The 20,640-nt window shown below is 62.5% G+C and carries 20 protein-coding genes; 8 read left to right on the top strand and 12 right to left on the bottom strand.

All coding sequences use genetic code 11. The annotated features are described in order from the left end of the window. The first annotated feature begins 56 nt into the window (after nucleotides 1-56). Nucleotides 57-923: a porin family protein gene (locus EKO19_RS10530; RefSeq protein WP_129776377.1), complete on the top strand. Its 867-nt coding sequence runs from the start codon at nucleotides 57-59 to the stop codon at nucleotides 921-923. A gap of 9 nt (nucleotides 924-932) precedes the next feature. Here the strand turns inward: EKO19_RS10530 and EKO19_RS10525 are convergent, their stop codons facing one another. After that, nucleotides 933-2,021, bottom strand: a complete 1,089-nt coding sequence (locus tag EKO19_RS10525; RefSeq protein ID WP_129776376.1) for a helix-turn-helix domain-containing protein — start codon at nucleotides 2,019-2,021, stop codon at nucleotides 933-935. A 212-nt stretch (nucleotides 2,022-2,233) separates the two neighbouring features. On the opposite strand from EKO19_RS10525, the gene EKO19_RS10520 reads away from it, so the two are divergent. Both EKO19_RS10520 and EKO19_RS10515 read left to right on the top strand, forming a co-directional pair. Then, nucleotides 2,234-3,058: a sensor histidine kinase gene (locus EKO19_RS10520; RefSeq protein ID WP_129776375.1), complete on the top strand. Its 825-nt coding sequence runs from the start codon at nucleotides 2,234-2,236 to the stop codon at nucleotides 3,056-3,058. 15 nt (nucleotides 3,059-3,073) lie between these two features. Continuing rightward, nucleotides 3,074-3,766, top strand: a complete 693-nt coding sequence (locus EKO19_RS10515) for a response regulator transcription factor (RefSeq protein WP_129776374.1) — start codon at nucleotides 3,074-3,076, stop codon at nucleotides 3,764-3,766. On the opposite strand, the gene EKO19_RS10510 is transcribed toward EKO19_RS10515, so the two are convergent. Genes EKO19_RS10510 through EKO19_RS10500 form a run of 3 tightly spaced genes read right to left on the bottom strand, consistent with a single transcriptional unit; the run spans nucleotide 3,744 to nucleotide 7,892 of the window. After that, nucleotides 3,744-5,105, bottom strand: a complete 1,362-nt coding sequence (locus tag EKO19_RS10510) for a phospholipase D-like domain-containing protein (protein ID WP_129776373.1) — start codon at nucleotides 5,103-5,105, stop codon at nucleotides 3,744-3,746. The two genes, EKO19_RS10515 and EKO19_RS10510, sit on opposite strands and share 23 nt — an antisense overlap. A gap of 48 nt (nucleotides 5,106-5,153) precedes the next feature. Further along, nucleotides 5,154-7,418 (bottom strand): tetratricopeptide repeat protein, encoded by a 2,265-nt coding sequence (locus tag EKO19_RS10505; RefSeq protein ID WP_129776372.1) that lies wholly within the window; start codon nucleotides 7,416-7,418, stop codon nucleotides 5,154-5,156. Continuing rightward, entirely contained in the window at nucleotides 7,419-7,892 is a 474-nt protein-coding gene (locus EKO19_RS10500; RefSeq protein WP_129776371.1) for a hypothetical protein, read from the bottom strand. 250 nt (nucleotides 7,893-8,142) lie between these two features. Between EKO19_RS10500 and EKO19_RS10495 the strand changes: the two genes are divergently transcribed. Beyond that, nucleotides 8,143-8,592, top strand: coding sequence for a hypothetical protein (locus EKO19_RS10495; RefSeq protein WP_129776370.1), 450 nt, complete (start codon nucleotides 8,143-8,145; stop codon nucleotides 8,590-8,592). On the opposite strand, the gene pcaF is transcribed toward EKO19_RS10495, so the two are convergent. Next, a complete protein-coding gene (gene pcaF, locus EKO19_RS10490) occupies nucleotides 8,593-9,795 on the bottom strand; it encodes a 3-oxoadipyl-CoA thiolase (RefSeq protein WP_129776369.1) in 1,203 nt (400 codons plus the stop codon). Nucleotides 9,796-9,883: 88 nt separating this feature from the next. Between pcaF and EKO19_RS10485 the strand changes: the two genes are divergently transcribed. Next, nucleotides 9,884-10,780 carry a DMT family transporter gene (locus EKO19_RS10485; RefSeq protein WP_129776368.1) on the top strand — a complete coding sequence of 299 codons (897 nt, stop codon included), beginning with the start codon at nucleotides 9,884-9,886 and terminating at the stop codon, nucleotides 10,778-10,780. On the opposite strand, the gene EKO19_RS10480 is transcribed toward EKO19_RS10485, so the two are convergent. Beyond that, entirely contained in the window at nucleotides 10,731-11,699 is a 969-nt protein-coding gene (locus EKO19_RS10480; RefSeq protein WP_175597018.1) for an EamA family transporter, read from the bottom strand. The genes EKO19_RS10485 and EKO19_RS10480 overlap by 50 nt on opposite strands. Nucleotides 11,700-11,799: 100 nt before the next feature. Between EKO19_RS10480 and EKO19_RS10475 the strand changes: the two genes are divergently transcribed. Then, on the top strand, nucleotides 11,800-13,236 hold the full coding sequence (locus EKO19_RS10475) for an aminotransferase-like domain-containing protein (protein WP_129776366.1): 1,437 nt from the start codon (nucleotides 11,800-11,802) through the stop codon (nucleotides 13,234-13,236). 41 nt (nucleotides 13,237-13,277) lie between these two features. Here the strand turns inward: EKO19_RS10475 and EKO19_RS39475 are convergent, their stop codons facing one another. Genes EKO19_RS39475 through EKO19_RS10465 form a run of 3 tightly spaced genes read right to left on the bottom strand, consistent with a single transcriptional unit; the run spans nucleotide 13,278 to nucleotide 13,844 of the window. Continuing rightward, nucleotides 13,278-13,406 (bottom strand): hypothetical protein, encoded by a 129-nt coding sequence (locus EKO19_RS39475; RefSeq protein WP_281281050.1) that lies wholly within the window; start codon nucleotides 13,404-13,406, stop codon nucleotides 13,278-13,280. 34 nt (nucleotides 13,407-13,440) lie between these two features. Further along, entirely contained in the window at nucleotides 13,441-13,662 is a 222-nt protein-coding gene (locus tag EKO19_RS10470) for a hypothetical protein (RefSeq protein WP_129776365.1), read from the bottom strand. Then, on the bottom strand, nucleotides 13,659-13,844 hold the full coding sequence (locus EKO19_RS10465) for a hypothetical protein (RefSeq protein WP_129776364.1): 186 nt from the start codon (nucleotides 13,842-13,844) through the stop codon (nucleotides 13,659-13,661). Before EKO19_RS10465 ends, EKO19_RS10470 begins: the two co-directional genes overlap by 4 nt. A gap of 145 nt (nucleotides 13,845-13,989) precedes the next feature. On the opposite strand from EKO19_RS10465, the gene gcvA reads away from it, so the two are divergent. Continuing rightward, nucleotides 13,990-14,898, top strand: a complete 909-nt coding sequence (gcvA, locus tag EKO19_RS10460; RefSeq protein WP_129776363.1) for a transcriptional regulator GcvA — start codon at nucleotides 13,990-13,992, stop codon at nucleotides 14,896-14,898. A gap of 6 nt (nucleotides 14,899-14,904) precedes the next feature. Here the strand turns inward: gcvA and EKO19_RS10455 are convergent, their stop codons facing one another. Together EKO19_RS10455 and EKO19_RS10450 are read right to left on the bottom strand one after the other, a co-directional pair. Then, on the bottom strand, nucleotides 14,905-15,201 hold the full coding sequence (locus EKO19_RS10455) for a hypothetical protein (RefSeq protein WP_175597017.1): 297 nt from the start codon (nucleotides 15,199-15,201) through the stop codon (nucleotides 14,905-14,907). Nucleotides 15,202-15,289: 88 nt separating this feature from the next. Next, entirely contained in the window at nucleotides 15,290-15,721 is a 432-nt protein-coding gene (locus EKO19_RS10450; protein WP_129776362.1) for a VOC family protein, read from the bottom strand. Between the two features lie 179 nt (nucleotides 15,722-15,900). On the opposite strand from EKO19_RS10450, the gene EKO19_RS10445 reads away from it, so the two are divergent. Next, nucleotides 15,901-16,818: a pirin family protein gene (locus EKO19_RS10445; RefSeq protein ID WP_129776361.1), complete on the top strand. Its 918-nt coding sequence runs from the start codon at nucleotides 15,901-15,903 to the stop codon at nucleotides 16,816-16,818. Nucleotides 16,819-16,990: 172 nt separating this feature from the next. Here EKO19_RS10445 and EKO19_RS10440 read toward each other — a convergent pair whose 3' ends face one another. Then, nucleotides 16,991-20,638 (bottom strand): ABC transporter permease/M1 family aminopeptidase, encoded by a 3,648-nt coding sequence (locus tag EKO19_RS10440; RefSeq protein ID WP_129776360.1) that lies wholly within the window; start codon nucleotides 20,636-20,638, stop codon nucleotides 16,991-16,993. Nucleotides 20,639-20,640 lie beyond the last annotated feature (2 nt).

The raw sequence follows: 20,640 nt of genomic DNA, 5'->3' as shown, positions 1-20,640 counted from the left end.
CTAAATCCCGGAGCCAGCGGTCGCTACGACGCTCGGCACCCATCGGAGAGTCCGCAGTGATTTCTGAACGCCGCCACGTCGCCTGCCAGTCACTCGTCCTGAGCCTCGCGCTGAGCCTGCTCGGCGTGGCGCACGCCGCCGACAAGAAACCCACCAACGACAAGCTGCCCGACTGGGCGCCGAAACCCAAGCCGCACGTCATCGAGGATCGCTTCCGCCTCGAAGTCATGACGTTGAGCGCCGACCTCGATACCGAGATCCGCATCGATCCGAACCTGGCCACGCAGGGCACGTTGATCAACGCCGAGGACGATCTCGGCCTGGACGACAACAAACTGTTGCCGCTGGTCGAGCTCACGCTGCTGCCGGGCGACCGGCATTTGATTCGCTTGAGCGGCTTCAGCGTACGGCGCTCGGCGGATCACGCCATCGATAAAACCATCGTGTTCGACGACCAGACGTATCTGCCCGGGGAGCGCGTCGACAGCACGCTCAATCTGACTTCGTTCGGCCTCACCTACGGCTACAGCGTCGCCAAGACGCAGCGCCTCGATGTGGCGCTGACGTTCGGCGCGCAGATCGTCGAGGTCGAGGCCAACGCCGTGGTACGCAGCCGCGTGGTGCGCGATTCCGAAACCGGCGTGACGCCGTTGCCGCTGGTGGGCCTCGAAGGCCGGTTCGATTTCAACGACCGCTGGTCGCTCGAAGCCCGCGCTCAGTATCTGTCGGTGGAGTTCGATGAGATCGACGGCTCGGTGCTGGATGCGCGCGCCGCGCTCACCTGGCGCATGAACCCGTACTTGGTGTTCGGGCTCGGCTATCGGCAGTTCCATGTGGAAGTCGACTCGCGCGACGTCGACGATCCGGGCCTGTTCGACATGAAGATGGCCGGCCCGCTGTTGTTCATGCGGGCCAGCCTGTAACCGCCCTCTTCAGTTCTTGGCCCGCAGCGGGAACGAGTCGACCGGCTGGATCACCAGCGGCGTGTCGGCATCGTCGCCACTGTCGAGGACATGCGGATGGGCCGCGGGCCGCATGTCATCGATAAAAATCTTCGACGCGTAGTGCAGCCACGACAGCGACGAACGCACCTTCACTTCGGTCGGCGGCGTGCGCAACGTGCGTGACGGCGACTCGCCGAACAACGCCTTGTAGTTGCGCGCGAACAGACTGAAGTCCCAGATGCCGAAGCGGGCGGCGATACGGGTCACCGTGTCACGTTGCGGATCGGCTCGTAGCAGCGCGGCGCGAATCTCGCGCAACTGACGGACCTTCAACAGCCGCATCGGACCGACGCCGAAGAACTCGTGGAAAATGTTTCTGAGCGTGCGCTCGCTGACCTGGGTCGCCTTGCACAGATCGTCGATGAACAGCGGCTGGCCTTCGTTGGCCTCGATCAGCTGCAAGGTGCGGGCGATGACCCGGCTGCGCGAGAACTGCGGCCGGCCGACGTGACGATCCTGCACCTTCATGCTGCGCTCGAGCACATGAGTCAGACTGATCGCGACCTCTTCCTCGACCGCCAGCACGGACGCCGGCTCGCTGAGATCCAGGTTGGCGGAGATCGCCCGCTCGGCGACCCAGCGCAATCGCTCGAGATAGGGCAGCGCGGAGCGGGTTCGCGGACCGCCGCCGCGAGCATTGTTCAACAGGTCCAGAGCCACCAGCCTGGTGTCCTGAGGCACGCTGATGCCGGCCCAGCGCACCACGTCCTGACCAGTGAAGGTGAACGGCTGATCTTCGTGCAGCGTGATGAAACCGTCCGACTCGAGAAAGTGCCCGTCGATGCGGATCTGGGTGGGATCGGTCATCGGCAAGCCGAGCGTGAAGCGGCCAGGCTCGCCGTCGCCGGCGAACGTGGTCGGGCTGCCGATCTGAATCTGCTGTAGCGATACCACGCCGGGCCGTACCGCTTCCGACCACCATTCCGAGGTCGAGCGCGCCGTCGGAATGAAGCGACCGTCTACTCCTGTAATCGCTTCGGCAAACTCATCGAAGTCCCGAAATACCAGTCTCGTCATGGCGTTTCCTCCCTTGCCTGACTTCAGATCCGATCAACGATCCGTCGAAATTCCTAGTGTGCCGTAATCTGCCGTTAACTTGTTATCAGCGGACGCAATTGTTGCCGAATCCTCACAGCCGTACATACGCGGAATGGGCAAAGTCGGGTGTTTCCTGATCCACACCGCCATCGCTCGTCCGCAGCGCTATTCCCGTGGGGCAATCGGTACTGTTGTCATTACTGGTGTTATTGGTGGTGGCGCAAAGCGCCGTGCTCGTTTATTGGGGGTTTCGAGACCGCCGTTGGCGCTCGGCGCAACGTGAAGCCCGGCGCATCCACAGCGCGGACACTCATGCCGGGCGCCTGGCGCTGGTCGGCGAAATCGCCGGCTCCATCGCGCACGAGATCAGCCAGCCGCTGAGCGCCATCCTGACCAACGCCGATGCCGCCGAAAACCTGCTCGGCGAGCCGCAGCCGCCGCTGGACGAAATCCGCCGCATGCTCGCCGACATCCGGCGGGACGATCTGCGGGCCAACGATATCGTGCGCCATTTGCATTCCTTGCTGAAGCGTCGCGAACTGCACACCACGATGATCGACCTCAATGAGGTCGCCGCTACCGCGCTCAGTCTGATCCAACCCGTCGCGCGCAAGCGCCTGGTTACTGTACGCAGTTGCCTCGACACAAAGATACCGCCGATTCGTGGAGATGCCATCCACCTCGAACAGGTGTTACTGAATTTGATGATGAACGCCATGGATGCGATGGCCTCTAATACCGCGGACGGCCCCACCGAGCGTATCCTCGACGTTGCCACCAGCCGTTATGACAAGTACTTCGCGGCCATCACGGTCACCGATACGGGACCGGGCATCGCGGCGGCATACCGGCCCAGGATTTTCGATTCGTTTTTCAGTACCAAGAAGGAAGGCATGGGGTTGGGCTTGGCCATCGCGCGCACCATCGTGCATGCACACGGCGGCAAAATCTGGCAGGAGGGAACCTCCGCCGGGGGCGCCGCCTTCAAGTTCACGATTCCGCTCCAGGCGGCGTGAGGGAGAAAACAGCGGATGGATACAGCGAACGTTCGCGCGGACGACCGGATATATGCAGCGGCAGAGCGCTTCGTCGTGCACGTCATCGACGACGACGAGAGCTTTCGCACCAGCCTGCTCCGGTTGTTCCGCTCGAAAAACATCCAGGCAGTGGGCTATGCCACGCTCGCCGAATTCCGGCGCGCCGACGTGGACGCCACGCCCGGCTGCCTGCTGCTGGATCTGTGCCTGCCGGACGGCGACGGCCTGGAAATGTTCGAGCGGCTGATGGGCGACGACTCGGTGCTGCCGGTGGTTTTCATCAGCGCCTACGCCGACATTCCCATCAGCGTCCGGGTCATGAAATCGGGCGCGCTGGATATTCTGACCAAGCCGGTACGCGGCGAGCTGCTGCTGGAAACGATCGAGCAGGCGCGCAAGGTCGCCCTGCGCCGCTACGCCGCGCGCAATCAAGTCCGCGATCTGTTGGATCGGTATGGAACTTTGACCGATCGTGAGCGCGCCGTGTTCGCCGGTGTCGCCGAAGGCAAGCTCAACAAGCAAGTCGCCGTGGAAGTCGGCGCCTGCGAGCGCACCATCAAATCCGAGCGGGCCAGAATGATGAAGAAGCTGCAGCTCACGCGCCTGGTGGATGTGGTTCGCGCGGCCGAGATGGTGGGACTGAAGCTGTCGTTCGACGACGGTCCTACAACTGAAAGGCAACCGTAAGCAGCACGCCTTCGGCGATATCTCGCAACAATCCCGGCGGCTCCGCGCGATACACCTCGCCCTGCTCTGCCAGCGCCGCAATCCATTCGGCCAGCCAATCGATGGTGTGCCGGCCGTAGAACACGACCGCCGCTTCGTGGTTGAGCAGCAGACTGCGCAAGTCCAGATTGATCGAGCCGCACATCGCCAGTGTCTCGTCGATCACGACGCCCTTGGCATGAACCATTCGCGGCAGCAGACGAAACTCCACGCCCGCAGCCGCCAGATCGCGCATCGGCCGCGAGCGCACGAAGTCCGCCAACAGATGATTGGAGCGCTGCGGGATCGCAATCGTCACCTTGACGCCCCGGCGCGCTGCCAGGCGCATCGCTGCCCGCAAGTTGTCATCCGGCACGAAATACGGCGTGACCACCAGCAACCGTCGACGCGCCCGATAGCAGCCGTCGATCAGCAGCGATTGGGCCGTGTCCTCGACTTGATCCGGACCGCTCGGGAGAAATTGCGCCAGCTCGCCGCCTTCGGCATCGACAGCCACGCGCTCTCGAATGGGCTCACGCAGATGCGTGGTATTCCAATCGAGATCGAACTGCCGGCCCGCGGCCGACGCCACCGGCCCTTCCAGATCGAAAGAAAGATCCGGCCAGAGCGTGCCGCCGGCATCGCCAAGGAAATATTCGGCGGCCAGATTGCGGCCACCGCACCAGAGCAAACGATCGTCGACCACGACCAGCTTGCGATGGTTGCGCAAGTTACGCGGACCCAGACGACGCAAGCTGAAGAACGGACGAAACACCGCCACCTTCGCGCCCGCGCCTCGCAACTCTTTCATGTACCGGCGCGGCGCGAGGACCGCAAAGAAACCATCGAGCAGCAGCCGCACTTTCACGCCTTCTCGCGCGCGACGGGCCAGGCGCGCGACGACCTCATTGCCGAACGCATCGTTGCCGATGATGAAGGTGCTGATATCGATGGTCTGACGCGCGTCGTCGATGAGCTCGAACAACGCGTCGCGCGCCTGGGTGCCGTCGGCATGCATCCGAACGTTGCATGAAGAGGGCGGCGCGAGACCGAAGCTCTCGATCAACTCCGCCGCCCAATGCGGCCCTTCCACCACTACGCCCACATACGGAATCGCGACCGGCTTGAGCTTGCGCTGGCCGAACAACAGGTACAGCGGCAACATGAGGTAAGGCACCAGCGCGAGGCCCAGCACCCAGGCAATCGCGGAGGTCGGCGCACGCCGCTGATCCAGCGCGCGACTGGTGAGGATATAAACGAGGAGCGCAATCGCGCTGACCAGGAAATGCTGCGAAGGAGTCGGCAGCCACTCGACAATCATTGGGCTCGCATCCCCTGCCCGTGAACGGGCCGCAGGGTAGCAGAATTGCTAGGGCACGGCCCGCGACAGACTTCCCAGGTACGCCTTCTCGGCCTCTGCGTTACCAGCCTCCCGTGCGTAGGCGGCCAGCGCGGTCAGCAGGTTTCGGTCGTAGGGACGCAGACGGAGCGCATTTTCCAGGGTCCGGAGGCCTTCCTTTTTCTTGCCCGTGTCGTACAGCGCGACCCCAAGCACATATGCGTATTGGGTATAGGTCGGCGCCGCTCGCGCCGCCGCCTGGAGCTCGGCAATGGCATCGTCATAGCGACGCTCACGAATCAACGCCAGACCCAACGAATGATGCAAGGCTGCGGAGTGCGGCCCCTCCTCGCGCTGAGCCTCCAGCCCGGTCTTCAGCACCGCGATTGCCACCGCGTTCGCGCCAGTCCGACTCTTCAGATCGGCAAGGTTTACGTAGGCGGGGCCGAACGTGGGATCGAGCCGAATCGCTGTTTGATAAGCCGACTCGGCCTCGGCCGCCTGACCGAGCGATGCACGCAGGTTGCCGATATTGATGTGCGCGCCGGGCTGATCGGCATTGGCCAGCTGAGCTTGCTCATATTCGGACACCGCCGAGGCGCTCAAACTTTCCGGCGGCGCTGAAGCGATCGCCGAGATTCTCACCGCGCGAACTGGATCGGTCAGCAGCGGCAGCAGTGCCGATCGTTCTGCCGGTGGATACACGCTGAAGGCATCGGCCACCGCCGCGCGCACCAGCGGATCTGAGTCACGCGAGGCTGAATTCAAAGCACTGAGCGCGGTCTCGCCGGGATAGGTTGTCAGCCGCGCAACTGCTGAGGCACGGACCATGGCGGGTTGGTTCGCGTCGCTGGCGATGCGAGCTAACTGATTCACCAGTTCGGGCGTGGCCCAGCGAACCGGACGCACTCCGCTGACGCCCTGCGCCTCGCGATACCAAGCGAAGGTTTCACCAAACGTCGTCTCGTGACGCCGGTTCGGGCCGTACCACTTCGCGACCCGCTCCGCCGCCCACTTCGCCCCACGCTCCTTGTGACATTCGGTGCAAGCATCCGGCCCGTCCGCCAGATCCGGTCGGGGGATGCGGAAGCTGTGATCGCGACGAGCATCGATCTGCATGTACACGCGCGATGGCGCATGACAATCCACGCACTGCGAACCCGGCGTACCCGGCTTGTGGAAGTGATGCTCAGGCGAGTCGTAGTTTTTCTTGTGGAGGCCGGAGGTATCGATACTGGGCCGTGCCGCCGGTGCACCGGCGTTGTGACAACCCGCGCACAGCTGATTGCCTTCACGGCGCAGCTGCAACGAATGCGGCTCGTGGCAATCGCTGCAACGAACGCCCTTGGCGTGCATCTTCGACTGCAGGAACGAACCGTACTCGTACACCTCGTCGAAAATCTTGCCGTTCGGATAATACAAATCGTCGGTGAGCAACGCCGGCAGATGGGTCTGCATCAGCTTCTCGCCATGACGGTAGCCTTCGGAGATCACCGACCGCCGCGAATGACAGCGAGCGCACGTTTCGATCTGCACACTCGCATCGGGGCCGGCGAAGTCCACGGGGAAATCTTTCTTCCCTGGCGCCGACGACTCCAGATGCACCGACGCAGGACCGTGGCACGCCTGACACCCGACGTCGATCTGTTTCCAGCTCGTCTCATAACTGTGGGTCTGCAGATCGAAGTTCTTCTTCAGGTCGGTGGAGTGACACTCCGCGCACATGAAATTCCAGTTCTGCGACGGCTGGGTCCAGTGCAACGGATCGAGATGATCGATGCGCTCCTTGGGATAGAGATGAAACCAGCGCTTGGCCCGCACGTCCCACGCGATCGTGAACGCCTGCAGTCGACCGCGATCCAGCTCGATCAGATATTGCTGAAGCGGCTCGACGCCGAATGTGTACTTGACCTCGAAGTCGGCGGGTTTGCCATCGGCGCCGTCGGTGTTGATCCAATACTTGCCGTCGCGCTGGAAGAATCGGGTGCGGACGCCGTCCTTGCTGAAACTGGCGTTATCGAAATTGCCCAGCACCGTGGCGGCGTTCGGCTCCTGCATGGCCAGGTCGTGATGCGAGCCATGCCACGCCTTCGCCTGGTCGACATGGCACGTGGCGCACGCTGACTCATCAACGAACCTCGCCGCGACAGTCGCGTGCGCAGGGACCGCCGCAGGTGGCGCGGACACCTTGCCCGGCGACTCGGACTGACGAAAAAACAGCAGCGCGAGGCCGCCACCGACGAGGGCGATTGAGAGCAGCGACGCGACCCATGCGCGACGCCCGAACGAGCGCATTTACTTCTTGGAATCGGGAGCGGGCGAAGCCTGGGACGTCTCGACGCTGGGCGGAACCAGCAACGGCGACAGCATCACGACGTCGGGATCATCGGAGGTGACCGGCGCCATCGCCTCAGCGGCCGCTGCGGCCGCAGCCGCGGCTGCTGCTTGCTCCTCGGCTTGTTTGTTGGCCGTTTCCACGGTCACGTCGAGGTACTTATGGAAAACGCGCAGGAAGCTGTCCGCGGCGATCAGAGTCAACCCGATCGGAATGGCCGCGATGATCAGGGCAATGCCCCACTTGAGCGGCTTCGGCCGGCGCTGCTCCTGATCGAGCGCGGCTTCACGCTCGACGGATTCCTGCGCGCGTTGCTGAATGGCCTTCTGCAAGTCGTACTGGCGCCCCTTCATGTGCAGGATGCGCGCGCCGGGCACGTCGCTCTGCTCGGCCGAAGCCGATTCGGGCAGGCACTCTTCGGACTGTTGACTCATGAGGGTGCGCTTTCGGTGACAGTCGCGGACGGGACACGCCGCAGCATAACGCGGTGGGCCCTGTGATCAACTAGTGTGACCCGTCACTGCGAGGAATATTTGCGGATACCAGGAAGACCAGCGATCACGCCGCGGGTTCCCGAGTCCGCGCGCGACCACTAGTACTGATGTCCAAGGTCGCCCGACAGTGCCTTGACGGCCTGTGTCCCGCTGGCGACGATGCTCCCATCAAACGCGGGGCAATGAGAAAATGAACGGCAAAGCCGTGGTGCGGTTGGGAAGTTTATGCGTGGCACTGGCCTGGCTCGGAGTCGGCGTTGCCGAAGACACCGCCAAGGCGCCGACGGCGGCCGACGCCGCTCGCAAGAGTTGCGTCAGTCAGTGCGAAATCTCCAACGGGACCTGCAACAGTAAAGTGCGTCAGGCGCGCCAGGAATGCTCGAAGAAGGCCGCCAACAGCGGCCGCGACCCAATGACCCTGCGCAATAGCGACTACACCTATTTCTGCAGCTATTTCCGCAACCCGGGCCGGCGCGGCCCGGGTAACTTCGCCGATCGATTCACCCAGCACTACAACGTGTGCATCGATGTCATGCAACAGAACATCGCCTCGATGCGCTACGACTGCTATCTCAATGAGCGGGACGCGCAGACCATTTGCCGCACGGAACTGCGCGACTGCCAGGCGGCCTGCCAGTAATCAAACGCGCTCGATCACCATGGCGATGCCCTGGCCCACACCGATACACATCGTGCACAGGGCGTAGCGGCCCGACGTCTTCTCCAACTGATTCAGCGCCGTCGTGACCAGACGCGCACCGCTCGCGCCGAGCGGATGGCCGATGGCAATCGCACCACCGTTTGGATTCACATGCGCGGCGTCGTCCGGCAGGCCGAGCTGACGCGTCACTGCCAGACCCTGTGCCGCAAACGCTTCGTTCAGCTCGATTACATCCATCTGACCGATCTCGAGCCTGGCAAGCTTCAGCACCTTCAGCGACGCTGGCGCCGGGCCAATGCCCATGATGCGCGGAGCGACACCGGCAGTCGCCGTCGCGATCACCCGAGCACGCGGTTTTAAACCGTACTTCGCCGCCGCCTCTTCGCTCGCCAACAACACCGCACAGCTGCCATCGTTGACTCCGGACGCGTTGCCCGCGGTCACCGTGCCTTCCGGCTTCACCACGCCTTTCAACTTCGCGAGCGCTTCAAGCGACGTCTCGCGCGGATGCTCATCGGCGATGAACTTGATGGGGTCGCCCTTCTTCTGAGGAATCTCGACGGGCGTGAGCTCGCTGTCAAAAAACTTCGCGGCGTGCGCGCGTGCATATCGTTGCTGACTGCGCAGAGCGAACGCGTCCTGATCGGCACGAGCGATACCGAATTCCGCCGCGACGTTCTCGGCCGTCTCCGGCATGGAATCGATTCCATACTTCGCCTTCATCAACGGATTGACGAAACGCCAGCCGATGGTGGTGTCTTCGATCTTCGCGGTCCGCGAAAACGCGCTGTCCGCCTTGCCCATCACAAACGGCGCGCGCGTCATGCTCTCCACACCGCCGGCGATCATGAGCTCGGCTTCGTTGGAACGAATCGTGCGCGCGGCCAGATTCACCGCGTCCAAGCCCGAACCGCACAAACGATTGATGGTCGCGCCGGGAACGACATCCGGCAGACCGGCGAGCAGCGCCGCCATGCGCGCGACGTTGCGATTGTCTTCGCCCGCCTGATTGGCACAGCCATAATAAACATCGTCGACCGCGGCCCAATCGACTTTGGCGTTCCGCTGGATCAATGCCTTGATGGGAATCGCACCGAGATCGTCGGCACGCACGTTGGCGAGAGCGCCGCCGTAGCGGCCGATGGGTGTGCGGATGGCGTCGCAGATGAAGACTTGGCGCATGACTCGAGCTCGATAACGGAATAGCAAGGAACATTCTAGCCGCGACATTCTAGCTGCCTTGGGGGCCGTCGCGTAGCATAGGTTTCTTATGCCTGCGAGTAATGTCCGAGGAATTCTCAGCATGCTGGCCGCGGTGGCGACTTTCGCCGTCATGGACCTGAGCATGAAACGCCTGGCCGAAACCTATCCTGCCATGCAGGTGACGTTCATTCGCGGCCTGGCCTCGTTGCCTTTTCTGTTGCTCGCCACTGGCACGATGGGGCGCTGGCGCGATCTGCTGCCGAATCGCTGGGGGCTGCACCTGTTGCGCGGGGTTCTGCAGGTCGCGACGCTGTACTTCTTTGTCTACGCGGTGAGCCGGCTTTCGTTAGCGACCGCATACACCATCTTCATGTCCGGGCCACTGATGATCACGGCGCTGTCCGTGCCCTTCTTTGGTGAGCGCGTCGGCTGGCATCGCTGGCTGGCGGTCATCGTGGGCATGATCGGCGTGCTCGTGGTCGTGCGACCGAGCGGCGACGGCATGGCCTTGGGTGGGGCGGCGTTACTGGGCAGTGTGGCCGCAGTTGCCGCCGCCGCAGCTTATGCACTGGGCGTGCTGCTCATCCGAGTGCTCAAACCGACGGAGACCAGCGCAGCGACCATGTTCTGGGCGCTGTTCCTGACCGCCACGTTGGCCGGCATTTTCTCTATCGACGGCTGGGTTCCCGTGCTGTGGGAACACTGGCACTGGATCGTGATCATCGGCATCACCGGCGCCGTCGGTCAGCACTTCCTGACGGAAGCTTTCAGATTGGCGGCGCCGTCCGTCATCGCGCCGTTGGAGTACACGGCACTCGCGTGGGGCATGTTGTTCGACTGGCTGTTATGGATGACGATGCCGAGCCAGCGCATGCTGATCGGCGCCGCCATCATCGTCGCGAGCGGGCTCTACGTCATTCACCGGGAGCGATTGCAGGCGTCCGCCGTGACACAAACGACCTGAGACGCGACGGATTCAGCACCCCCTGGAACACCACCAGACTCACGCCGAGCAGCACCAGCACCGTCGCCATGATGATCAGCGACGTGAGCGGCTCGCCCAGAATCGCCGCACCCAGCAACAGCGCCACCACCGGATTGACCAGCGCGTAGGTCGCGACTTTCGGCGCGGGCACCTTGGTCAGCAGCCACAAATAACAATTCAACCCGACGATGCTGCCGAACACGACCAGGTACGCGACCGCGGCCAACCCTTTCCACGTGACGGTCGACGGATCGAAATGCGTCCATTCGCCGTCCAGCAGGGACATGAACAACTGAAACAAGGCGCCGAAAAACATTTGCGCGCACGTGAAGCTCAACACCGCGCCAGGCTGCACCACCCGCTTCTGAATCAACGTGCCAAAGCTCCAGCCCAGTATCGCCAGCAGCAACGCCAGCACGTACATCGGATGAGCTTCGCCCGACAGCGAACGCGTGTGCGTGACGATGGTGACGACGCCGATCAGCGCAATCGTGGTTCCAATCAAGGCCTGGCGCGTCGGCGCCCGCTTGCTGAAAAACGTCCAATCCAACAGCAACACGATGACCGGCATGGCGGCGACGGTCAGTGCGGCGATACCTGACGGAATGCCCTGCTGGGCCCACACCACGAAACCATTGCCGATGCCCGACAGCAGCACGCCGGCGAGCGCGGCCATTTTCAAATCGACGTTGGCCAGCGGCCTGGCCTCGCGCCAACGCAGCCAGACATACATGACCAGGGCCGCGAGCGCGAAGCGCATCGTGCCGCTGATCAGCGGCGGGATCTCACGGATGGCGACCGCGATGGCCAGATACGTGGTGCCCCAGAAGAAGTAGATGGCGGCGAAAGCGGCGAGCATGCCCACCGACATTCGCGTCGAGGTGGCTGAAACAGACATGGAAAATCCTTTGGCGCGGTTGAATACTCTAGCGGGTGCTGGCAAGCAGTACAGACTCAGGTAAACTGACCCACGACCGATACAGTTGAGGGGGCTCCGCATGTCCGCCGAAGAACCGCTGCTCTATGAACGCGTCGCGCGTCTGGTCGAAGCGCAGATCGCGAGCGGCGCCTTGCGGGGTAACGAGCGCATTCCTTCGGTGCGATCCATGAGCCGCACGGCAAAGGTCAGCATCTCGACGGTCGTGCAGGCGTACCTGCATCTGGAAAACATCGGGTTGATCGAAGCGCGGCCGCAGTCCGGCTTTTACGTCCGGCCGCCGATGCGCGCGAGCGTGCCGCCACCGCGACCGAAAGTCAGCCGCTCGCGACGACCGATATCCATCGCGGCCGAAACGCTCGACACTTGCCGTGAAGCGCTGGCCCGGCCGGACATCCTGCAGCTCAACGGCGCATTCACTTCGCCGACGCTGTATCCGAATCAGCGGCTGAACAATCTGATCCGTGAAGTGTTGCGCGACCATCCCGCGCACGCCGGTGAATGTTTGCTGCCGCCCGGCCACGAAGAGCTGCGCCGTCAGGTCGCCAAGCGCATGACATTCGCCGGCGCGCCGGCCGACCCCGCGCACGTCGTGATCACCAGCGGCACGATGGACGCCATCACCATGTCGTTGCAGGTGTTGTGCAAGGCGGGCGATACCGTGCTGGTGGAATCGCCGACCTATTTCGGCGTGTTGCAGGTGGTCGAATACCTCGGACTGAAAGTGGTCGAGGTGCCGAATCACACCAGCACCGGCATCGACGTCGACGCTGTTAGAAACATCGCGCGCACCACCCGGCTCGCCGCGGCCGTGCTGATGCCGAACTTCAACAATCCGACCGGCAGCGTCACGCCCGACGACGCGAAGCGCGAGATCGTCTCGATTCTCAGCGCCGCCGAAGTGCCCATCATCGAGGACGACATCTACGGCGATCTGCATTACGGCAATACTCGTCCGACGTCGTTGCGTGCGTATGACGACGCGGGCCTGGTGATTTCCTGCGGTTCGGTCTCCAAGACCATCGCGCTCGGCTATCGGATCGGCTGGGCGGTGTCGCCGCAGTTCCATACCGATATCGCGCGCGCCAAATTCTTCTCGTCGGTGGCTTGCCCGACGCTGCAACAACTGGTGCTCGCCCGTTATTACGCGAGCGGCGGCTACGATCGTTATCTGCGACGGGTGCGCACGACGCTGGCTGCGAATTCGCAGAGCGCGGTCGACGCGATCATTCGTTACTTTCCGCCGGGGACTCGCGTGGCGCGGCCCAGTGGCGGCATCGTGCTGTGGATCGAATTGCCCGCGGGCGTGGATGGCGTGGAGTTGTTTCGTACCGCGCTGGCCAGCCGCATCGGCATCGCGCCCGGGCTGGTGTTTTCCGCCAAGGCGGACTATCGCAATTACATCCGCATCAGCTGCGGCATGCTGTGGACGCCCACCATCGAGCGCGCCATCGAAAAGCTTGGCCGGCTCGTGGCGGGCATCGCCAAAGCGGCTTGAGCGGACGATAGCGCGCATCGGTGCATCGAGCGATCAATGACTCAGCACGGCAGGTGGCCGGAAAAATCTCCGGCCGACCCGCGCTCACTTTGTAAACCGATCTTCAACAGGGCCAACACTGCCAGGTTGAGAATCAGCGACGCCGTCAATGTGATCAATACGAAGGCCATGGCGAGCCCTCCTTGCGTTCCAATGTTTCAATCGTTACAGACGATGTGTCGTCTGCACGATCTGACCGTCGACCTTGGTCTGCGCCAATGACGCCACCGCGGCCGGCTCCTCGATCTGGGCCCCATCCAATTGGGTAATCGTCACCTGACCGGCAGGCGTGACCTGCTCGTTCACGTTCCATTCCCAGGCGGCCAATGCGCTCGCATTGATGAGCACCGCCGCCACCAGACTCAATACCGTTCTCGTACTACTCATGATTGTTCCCTCCATAAGGGCTGCTGCGAAAACCAGCGGGACGAATGCCGATGGGTCTCCACCGGCTCGGCCCACTCAAGACGAAGCTGCTCGGGATCGGGCGCCGCGAGGCGCTGTTCCCGCTCCAATTTCAGACGGTCGGCTTTCAACCTGGCCAGGGTCATGAACAAGTACTCGTCCATTTGAGCCTCCTTCGAGATATGCATCTCGGTAATGGAGGCGTAGTGTGGCCCTGGCCATTTGCCGCGAATAGCGATACTTTGTGCCCGTGATCTATGATTTAAAGTCATATCAATAGCCATCCACGCAGGACATCGTTGGACTGCCATGAAGCGCATCCCAGTCGGCCCTCTACGGGCCTTTGACGTGGCCGCCCGGAACCTGAACTTGAGTGCCGCGGCGGAGGAAATGAACGTGACTCACGCTGCCGTGAGCCGGCAGGTGAAGCAGCTCGAGGAGCGCCTCGGCGTGAAGTTGTTCGAGCGCCTACCGCGGGGATTGCGGTTGACGGCTCAGGGTGCGCTCCTGGCTGAGGGAACGCGCGCCGCGTTCGATCGCCTGGCTGGTGCACTCGAGGATGTATCGACGCCGACCGTGCGGCGGAAGCTGACCATTTCGACTTTCTCTTCTTTCAACGCGCGCTGGCTGATGCCCCGCGTACGCTCGTTCTCTATGTTGTTCCCGGGCGTGGATCTTCAAGTGATCACGACCGCCCAATTGGTGGATTTCGCGCGTGAAGATGTGGATATCGGCATCCGCTTCGGCGGCGGCAACTATCCCGGCCTGCATGTCATGAGCCTGTTCCGGCCGCGCGAGATCGTGGTGTGCGCGCCCGCCCTGTTGAAGGGCGGACCACCGTTGAAAACCATTAACGACCTGCGCCATTTCACATTGCTTCACGACGATTCCCACCACTCGTGGAGCCGTTGGCTGAACGCCGTCGGCGCCAAAGGCATCGACGCCCGCCGGGGCATCGTTTGTGGCGACCGCAACTCCATGCTCCAGGCCGCGCTCACCGCTCAGGGCGTGGCGATCGCCTCTGAAGTCTTCGCGTCCGCCGAACTGGCGGCCGGGCGACTCGTGAAAGTATTCGAGAATGAAGTGGCGTCGGAATATGCAATCTACGCCGTTTGCCTGCCACGACGGCTGAACGATCCAATGGTGTCCGGAGTCATGGAGTGGCTGGCCAATGAAGCAAAAAGCTCGCACGACGCCTCGCCGCCGCCGTCGGAATGAGTCGAGCTACTTCTTTCCAAACAACGCTTCGAGCTCAGCCCGCGCCTTCTCGGCGGCCGACGGTTGAGCAGCCTCGTCCGCCTTTTTGGAACTGCCGAATAACGCATCCAGCTCCGACTGCGCCTTCGACGCCGCATCCGTGCTCTTCGCCGAATAAGCGTCCTGCCGGGGCTTGAAGTAGTCGCAGAAGTTCGCCCGTTCCTTGTCCTTCACTTCTTCGGCAACGGTCTCCCGACAGTGCTTGGCGACGCTGATGCTGTACCACTCACACAATTTGCAAACGTGGAGCTCGGCGTGGCACACGGGGCATTCGTCGAGGCGGCGCAGAGGCAGGCTGAGGTCTGCCAGAGACGCGCCGCATTTCCAGCAGACCCATGCCACGGCGACACCCTTACCGATGCTTCTGATCGTGACTGGTGGCGATTTCGTCGTAGCCCTTGCCGACGAACTCGATCAGGCAGATGCCGTGACCGAAAGGGTCCGCCAGCATGGCGATCTTGCCCCAGTTGTTGGTCTTCACTTGCGTCTCGAGCCGCGCACCGGCGTTTCGGGCCCGATCCAGCGCGCCCTCGATCTCGTCGACGACGAAGTCCAGGTGCACCGGCGTCCAGTGACGCGCATACGAACGCAGGTGCCGGCTGGTGGCCGACGCCGTGGTGCCGTTGGGCTTCACCAGCAGATAGATCGGCGAGGTGCCGCCGAGCAGCTCCACCGCATCCGGGCCGAAGCGGCGGCCGATGTGCAGATTGAAAGCTTTGCAATAGAAATCGGTGGCTTTGGTCAAATCGTCGACGTCGATATTGACCAGCATTTTGACGGTCATCGTATCCCTCTAGGTCAGCGCGGAGCGCCAGGCGAAAGAGAGCGAGATTAACGCGTCGCCGCTCCGAACACAGCAGGTCGCCAATGGCCGACTGGCAAGGGGGCCATGATGCGCCGTGATAACAGTCATGCCTTGCGGCGCGCATATCCGGCTCAATATCGGTGGCAGGATACCTACCCATGAACGCCATCAACCCTGTAGCTTCAAATACCCCTTCCCAGCCGCGGCGGGTCGCCCGGGTGGTGCAGTCCGTCAGCACCATCGAAGGCGGCGGCTTCCCGGTGCGTCGGCCGTTTCCCATCCAGGGTTTCAGCCACTTCGACCCGTTCCTGCTGATCGACCACCTCGGCCCCGTGCAGTGGCCGCCGGGCGGGCCGTTGGGCGCGCCCGACCATCCGCATCGCGGCTTCGAGACCGTGACGTACGTACTCGCCGGTGAGAACGAACACCGCGACTCGTTCGGTAACGCCGACGTGCTGCGCCCGGGCGATGTGCAGTGGATGACCGCTGGCGGCGGCGTGATCCATTCCGAGATGCCGACCGATCGCTTCCATCGGGAAGGCGGCAATCAGGAAGGCTTCCAGATCTGGGTCAACCTACCGGCTGTCGACAAGATGATGACGCCGCGCTACCAAACATTGCGCGCCTCGGACATCCCGCAGGCGAGCACTGACGACGGTCGCGTGAAGGTTCGTGTCATTGCCGGCGAGTCGCTCGGCAAGGACGCGCGCATCGACACGCGAGTGCCGATTCAAATGTTGCATTTCACGATCCAGCCGGGGGGTGAACTGCTGCAGTCGGTGCCCGATGAGCAGAGCGGCTTGCTGTATGTCTTCAAGGGCAAGGCAATCATCGGCAGCGATCAACGCCAGGTCGTTGAAGGCCAGGCGGCACTGCTGGGCTCCGGAGACTCGGTGAATATCAGCGTGAGCACTGATGAGACTGGTCCGGCGGAGATCCTGTTGCTCTCGGGCAAGCCGTTGAACGAGCCCGTCGCACGCTATGGCCCGTTCGTGATGAACACGCGCGAGGAGATCGAGCAGGCGTTCCGTGATTATCAGAGCGGACGGTTTGGATTGATCCCGCCGCGGACGTGACCGACTCCACCGTCGCGACTTTCATCCGCGATGTGCCGCACCGGCGCAGCCTTGACCAGACCGCGCCGGTGTCCGTTTAGATCTTCGCCGCGCTTCATCCGGCACGGTTCCGGTCTTTATTGGAGCCTGACCGCGCTTCGTCCGGCACCGTCAAAGCGGCGACGCTATTCGCCTAGCTCTTACTCGGCGCCTCGTTCGGCGCGGTCGAGGCGGTCGTAATCTCGACAGTCTTCCGATTGTCATCCGGCAAGCGATCGATGAGCTTGTTATACGGATCGAAGCCGACCTCATAAGGCATCGCATCCACCGTCACCGTAAACTTGCCACTCGCCTGCGTGATTCGCTTCCGCTCGAGATAAAGCGACTTCTCGGTGCGCTCACCCTTCCCCTTCTCGCGGGCGAACACGCCAACCTCGATCCAATCATCCAGCGCCACCTGAGTCTCGCGACCCGTGCCGTCACTCTCACGCTTGGCGGCCTCGTACTCGATCGTCACATCGTACTTGCCATTGCGCGGCGTCACCGACGCCGCAACCACGCGGTTGTCGTAAAAGATGATCTTCGCGAGCAGTTCGTCGATCAGCGTGTACTTGTCCGCCGTCGTCTGCGCACGGATGTAGTCGACCAGGTCGAGCGTCGTGGTGTACGGCGGCTGTTGATACGCCTTGTCGCGGATGTAATTCGCCAGCGCCCGGTTCAGATTCTCCTCGCCGATCTCGTCACGCAACCGATACAGCACCAGCGATCCCTTGGCATAGTGAATGTACTGCTGATCCTCGACGCGCATCAGCGGCAACTCTTCGATCAGCTCGCCGCCGCGACCACGCAGATAACGATCCAGCTCGTACTTGAGGAAGCGACGCATGTGCTCGCGACCATATTCCTTCTCCATAACCATGAGCGCCGAGTACTGGGCCATCGACTCCATCAACATGGTCTGACCCTGCACATCCGCGCCGACGACCTGATGACCCCACCATTGATGCGCCATCTCGTGCGCGGTCACGTAGAACACATAATCGATGCTCTCGGGATCGGTGAGATTGGCGATGAAGCCGATGCTTTCCGAAAACGGGATCGTGTTCGCAAAGCTCTGCGCGAACTTCGCGTAGCGCGGGAACTCCAGAATGCGCACCTGCTCGCTCTGGTACGGCGAGAAGTTGGCCGTGAAATAATCGAGCGACTTGCGGGTCGCATCGATCATGCGATCGACGTTATAGGCATGTTTGGGATCGTGGTAGATCTCGATCGGCAGGCCATGCCACTCGCCGCGCTTCACATCCCACCGCGCCGACAGGAAGCAGTAGAACGGCAGCATCGGGCGGTCCATCTTGTAGTGGAAATATCGCCGGCCATTCTCGGTCCACTCGCGCTGCAGGTAGCCCGGCGCGAGCGCGATCTGATCGGCGCTGGTGCTCACCGTGGCTTCGAAGTTGATCCAGTCGGAATCCACGATGCCGATGTTGTAACGCGCCGCTTCGTCTTCCAACTTCGGCTTGCGAGGCACATCGCCGAGACCGCGCTTGCGACGCTCGTTGCGATCCAGGATCTGCCGCGACTCGTCGTAGCCGAAATGCGGCATTTCGTTGCTGTTGAAGAACGTGCCGTTGGCGTTGAGCGTCGAGCGCAAATCGCCCGCTCCGGACGAACGCGGCATGCCGCTGTTCGTGAAGCCATGCTCGGCGCGCTCGACGGTGAAGTCGAAGTCGAGCGCGGCGCCGGGCGCCAGCGGCTCGCTGAGCGCGAAGATCCGCATGCCGGCCTCGCGATCTTCTTTCTTCAGGACCACGCCAGCCGGCGCGACCACTTCGATACGAGCTACCGGATTCGTGTACACGTGCAACTCGGGAATCGCCACGTCGTGCTTGTTGATCAGATGATAATGACCCCGAATCACCGAACGCCGTTGCTCGGGATAAATATCCACATCCGCGCGCACATCGACGATCCGCGGCTGTGGCAGATCCTTGAACTGCCGATATTCCTTTTCCAGGCGAGCCTGGCGATCCAACCCCACATCCTTGGGCACATACTCATTGAGAATGTTGGTGTTATAGAAAATCCAGCCGCCCGTGGCGATGAACGCCAACGCCAGACTCGCGAGCGCGGCGGCCTGCGGTCCCCGCAAGCTCCGCAACGCGTCCCGCCAGCGACAACTCCACCGCGACGCCGTGCCTCGCACCCAGAATGCATTTGCAAGCACGATCAGCATCGCCGCGAACAGCGTCCAGTATGTTTGGAACCAGGCCCACGGCTGCAACAGATGACCGTAGCCGTTCATGTCGGAGTACGTCATCTGGGGCGCGCCGGCGTAGTTATATAAGTTGTGCTCGTAGCCGATCTGGCCCAGCACGATCTGCGACAGCAGCACCAGAATCAGCAACAGATAACCGATGAACTTCTGATTACAGACGACCTGCAGGAACAGCGCCAGCGCACCCATCAATACCCACGGCCACGCATCGATGAACGCCGCCTGTAAATACAGCAGCGGTTCGAGCCTGGTGTAGCCGTGCCACAGCTGATAACCGATCGCCGCCAGCACGCCGAACACGATGAAGGCGAACACGACCGCAGTGACCGCGCCCAGCTTCGACAGCAGCGGCACCCAGTTCGGCACCGGCATCGAGTCGGTCACTTCCGCGAGCTTGGCATCGCGCTCCCGCCACAACACATCGCCGGCGTAGAACGCGACGATGGCGATCAGCAGGAACTGATAGCTGCCCTGCATGTACTGCATCATCACCGCCGTGACCGGATAGATCGAAGTGCCGAAGGTGTTCTCCATCGCCGGCGAGCCGCCGAGATAATTGAGCAGGCCAAACGCCAGCAGCACCAGGAAGGGAATGCTCCGGAGCACCGACTTGGTGTCGAACCACGCCAGATGAATGAATTGACCGAGAGCTACCGAGGCGTCGAAGGCACGTGGCGTCGCTGACACCTTACTCACCGTCCGTGCCGGAGCAGATAAAGGCGCTGCCTCAGGCTTCGCTGAGCGCTGCCACCAATGCTTCTTCGCCCGCTGCCGCTGGGGATTGAACAGCAACTGCGCCGCCAGCAGCATGGCCACTGCCACGCCCGCCCAGATCGCGCGATTCAACAACAGCAGCCCGCTCAACTCGGGCAGCTGCGTATTTCGTTCGGCCACCGACCAGTAACGCATGACCTGCGAAACCGCCTCGCCGCCGAGCGGATCGATCAGCGCGGCGATGGTGTGATATTGAATATCCTTGGTCAGCTCGCTGGCGATGCCCCAGAGTGCCAGGAAGGCGACGACTCCGACGAACACTTGCAACAACCGTCGCGTCGTCACCGCGAGCAGGGCCAGCAGCGCGCCGGTGAAGAGCAGATTCGGAACGATCATGACGCCGAAGCTCCATAGAAACAGCGTCGGGGAAAATGGCCCGAGCCGCTGCGGATCGATCCAGGGCATGAGCGAGCCGAGGATCATGCCCAGCGCAGTGACCATCATCACGATCAGGCCCATGAGCGAGCCGGCCGCGAAACGCCCCCACAGATAAGTCGCCTTGTGCAGCGGCTTGCTGAAGAACAGCTCCTCGGTGCCCAGCTCGAAATCACGCAGCAGCGGCTGGGCGATCAACGCGACGGCGACGAACATGCCGAGCGTCGAGAACACATTGAAGAACGTCAGGATGACGTACGGCGAGTTGCGATTGGCGTTGCCGATGCCTTCGCCGATCGTGATCATGTCGGTCGTGGTGGCCGCGAACGCCATCAGCGCGAACACCAGCGCCACCACCCAGGGCAGCGGCGAGCGCAGTTGATAACGCAGCTCGAAACGAAAGAATTCGCTGAACATAC

Source organism: Peristeroidobacter soli (assembly GCF_004138485.1).
Classification (GTDB): domain Bacteria; phylum Pseudomonadota; class Gammaproteobacteria; order Steroidobacterales; family Steroidobacteraceae; genus Steroidobacter; species Steroidobacter soli.
This window is presented reverse-complemented; position numbering and strand designations above follow the sequence as displayed.

What these genes read in the sequence shown, in the direction of transcription:
- EKO19_RS10525 (WP_129776376.1), bottom strand. Translation starts at nt 2,021, where the DNA reads ATGACGAGACTGGTATTTCGGGACTTCGATGAGTTTGCCGAAGCGATT.
- EKO19_RS10515 (WP_129776374.1), top strand. Translation starts at nt 3,074, where the DNA reads ATGGATACAGCGAACGTTCGCGCGGACGACCGGATATATGCAGCGGCA.
- EKO19_RS10510 (WP_129776373.1), bottom strand. Translation starts at nt 5,105, where the DNA reads ATGATTGTCGAGTGGCTGCCGACTCCTTCGCAGCATTTCCTGGTCAGC.
- EKO19_RS10505 (WP_129776372.1), bottom strand. Translation starts at nt 7,418, where the DNA reads ATGCGCTCGTTCGGGCGTCGCGCATGGGTCGCGTCGCTGCTCTCAATC.
- EKO19_RS10500 (WP_129776371.1), bottom strand. Translation starts at nt 7,892, where the DNA reads ATGAGTCAACAGTCCGAAGAGTGCCTGCCCGAATCGGCTTCGGCCGAG.
- EKO19_RS10495 (WP_129776370.1), top strand. Translation starts at nt 8,143, where the DNA reads ATGAACGGCAAAGCCGTGGTGCGGTTGGGAAGTTTATGCGTGGCACTG.
- pcaF (WP_129776369.1), bottom strand. Translation starts at nt 9,795, where the DNA reads ATGCGCCAAGTCTTCATCTGCGACGCCATCCGCACACCCATCGGCCGC.
- EKO19_RS10485 (WP_129776368.1), top strand. Translation starts at nt 9,884, where the DNA reads ATGCCTGCGAGTAATGTCCGAGGAATTCTCAGCATGCTGGCCGCGGTG.
- EKO19_RS10480 (WP_175597018.1), bottom strand. Translation starts at nt 11,699, where the DNA reads ATGTCTGTTTCAGCCACCTCGACGCGAATGTCGGTGGGCATGCTCGCC.
- EKO19_RS10475 (WP_129776366.1), top strand. Translation starts at nt 11,800, where the DNA reads ATGTCCGCCGAAGAACCGCTGCTCTATGAACGCGTCGCGCGTCTGGTC.
- EKO19_RS39475 (WP_281281050.1), bottom strand. Translation starts at nt 13,406, where the DNA reads ATGGCCTTCGTATTGATCACATTGACGGCGTCGCTGATTCTCAACCTG.
- EKO19_RS10470 (WP_129776365.1), bottom strand. Translation starts at nt 13,662, where the DNA reads ATGAGTAGTACGAGAACGGTATTGAGTCTGGTGGCGGCGGTGCTCATC.
- EKO19_RS10465 (WP_129776364.1), bottom strand. Translation starts at nt 13,844, where the DNA reads ATGGACGAGTACTTGTTCATGACCCTGGCCAGGTTGAAAGCCGACCGT.
- gcvA (WP_129776363.1), top strand. Translation starts at nt 13,990, where the DNA reads ATGAAGCGCATCCCAGTCGGCCCTCTACGGGCCTTTGACGTGGCCGCC.
- EKO19_RS10450 (WP_129776362.1), bottom strand. Translation starts at nt 15,721, where the DNA reads ATGACCGTCAAAATGCTGGTCAATATCGACGTCGACGATTTGACCAAA.
- EKO19_RS10445 (WP_129776361.1), top strand. Translation starts at nt 15,901, where the DNA reads ATGAACGCCATCAACCCTGTAGCTTCAAATACCCCTTCCCAGCCGCGG.
- EKO19_RS10440 (WP_129776360.1), bottom strand. Translation starts at nt 20,638, where the DNA reads ATGTTCAGCGAATTCTTTCGTTTCGAGCTGCGTTATCAACTGCGCTCG.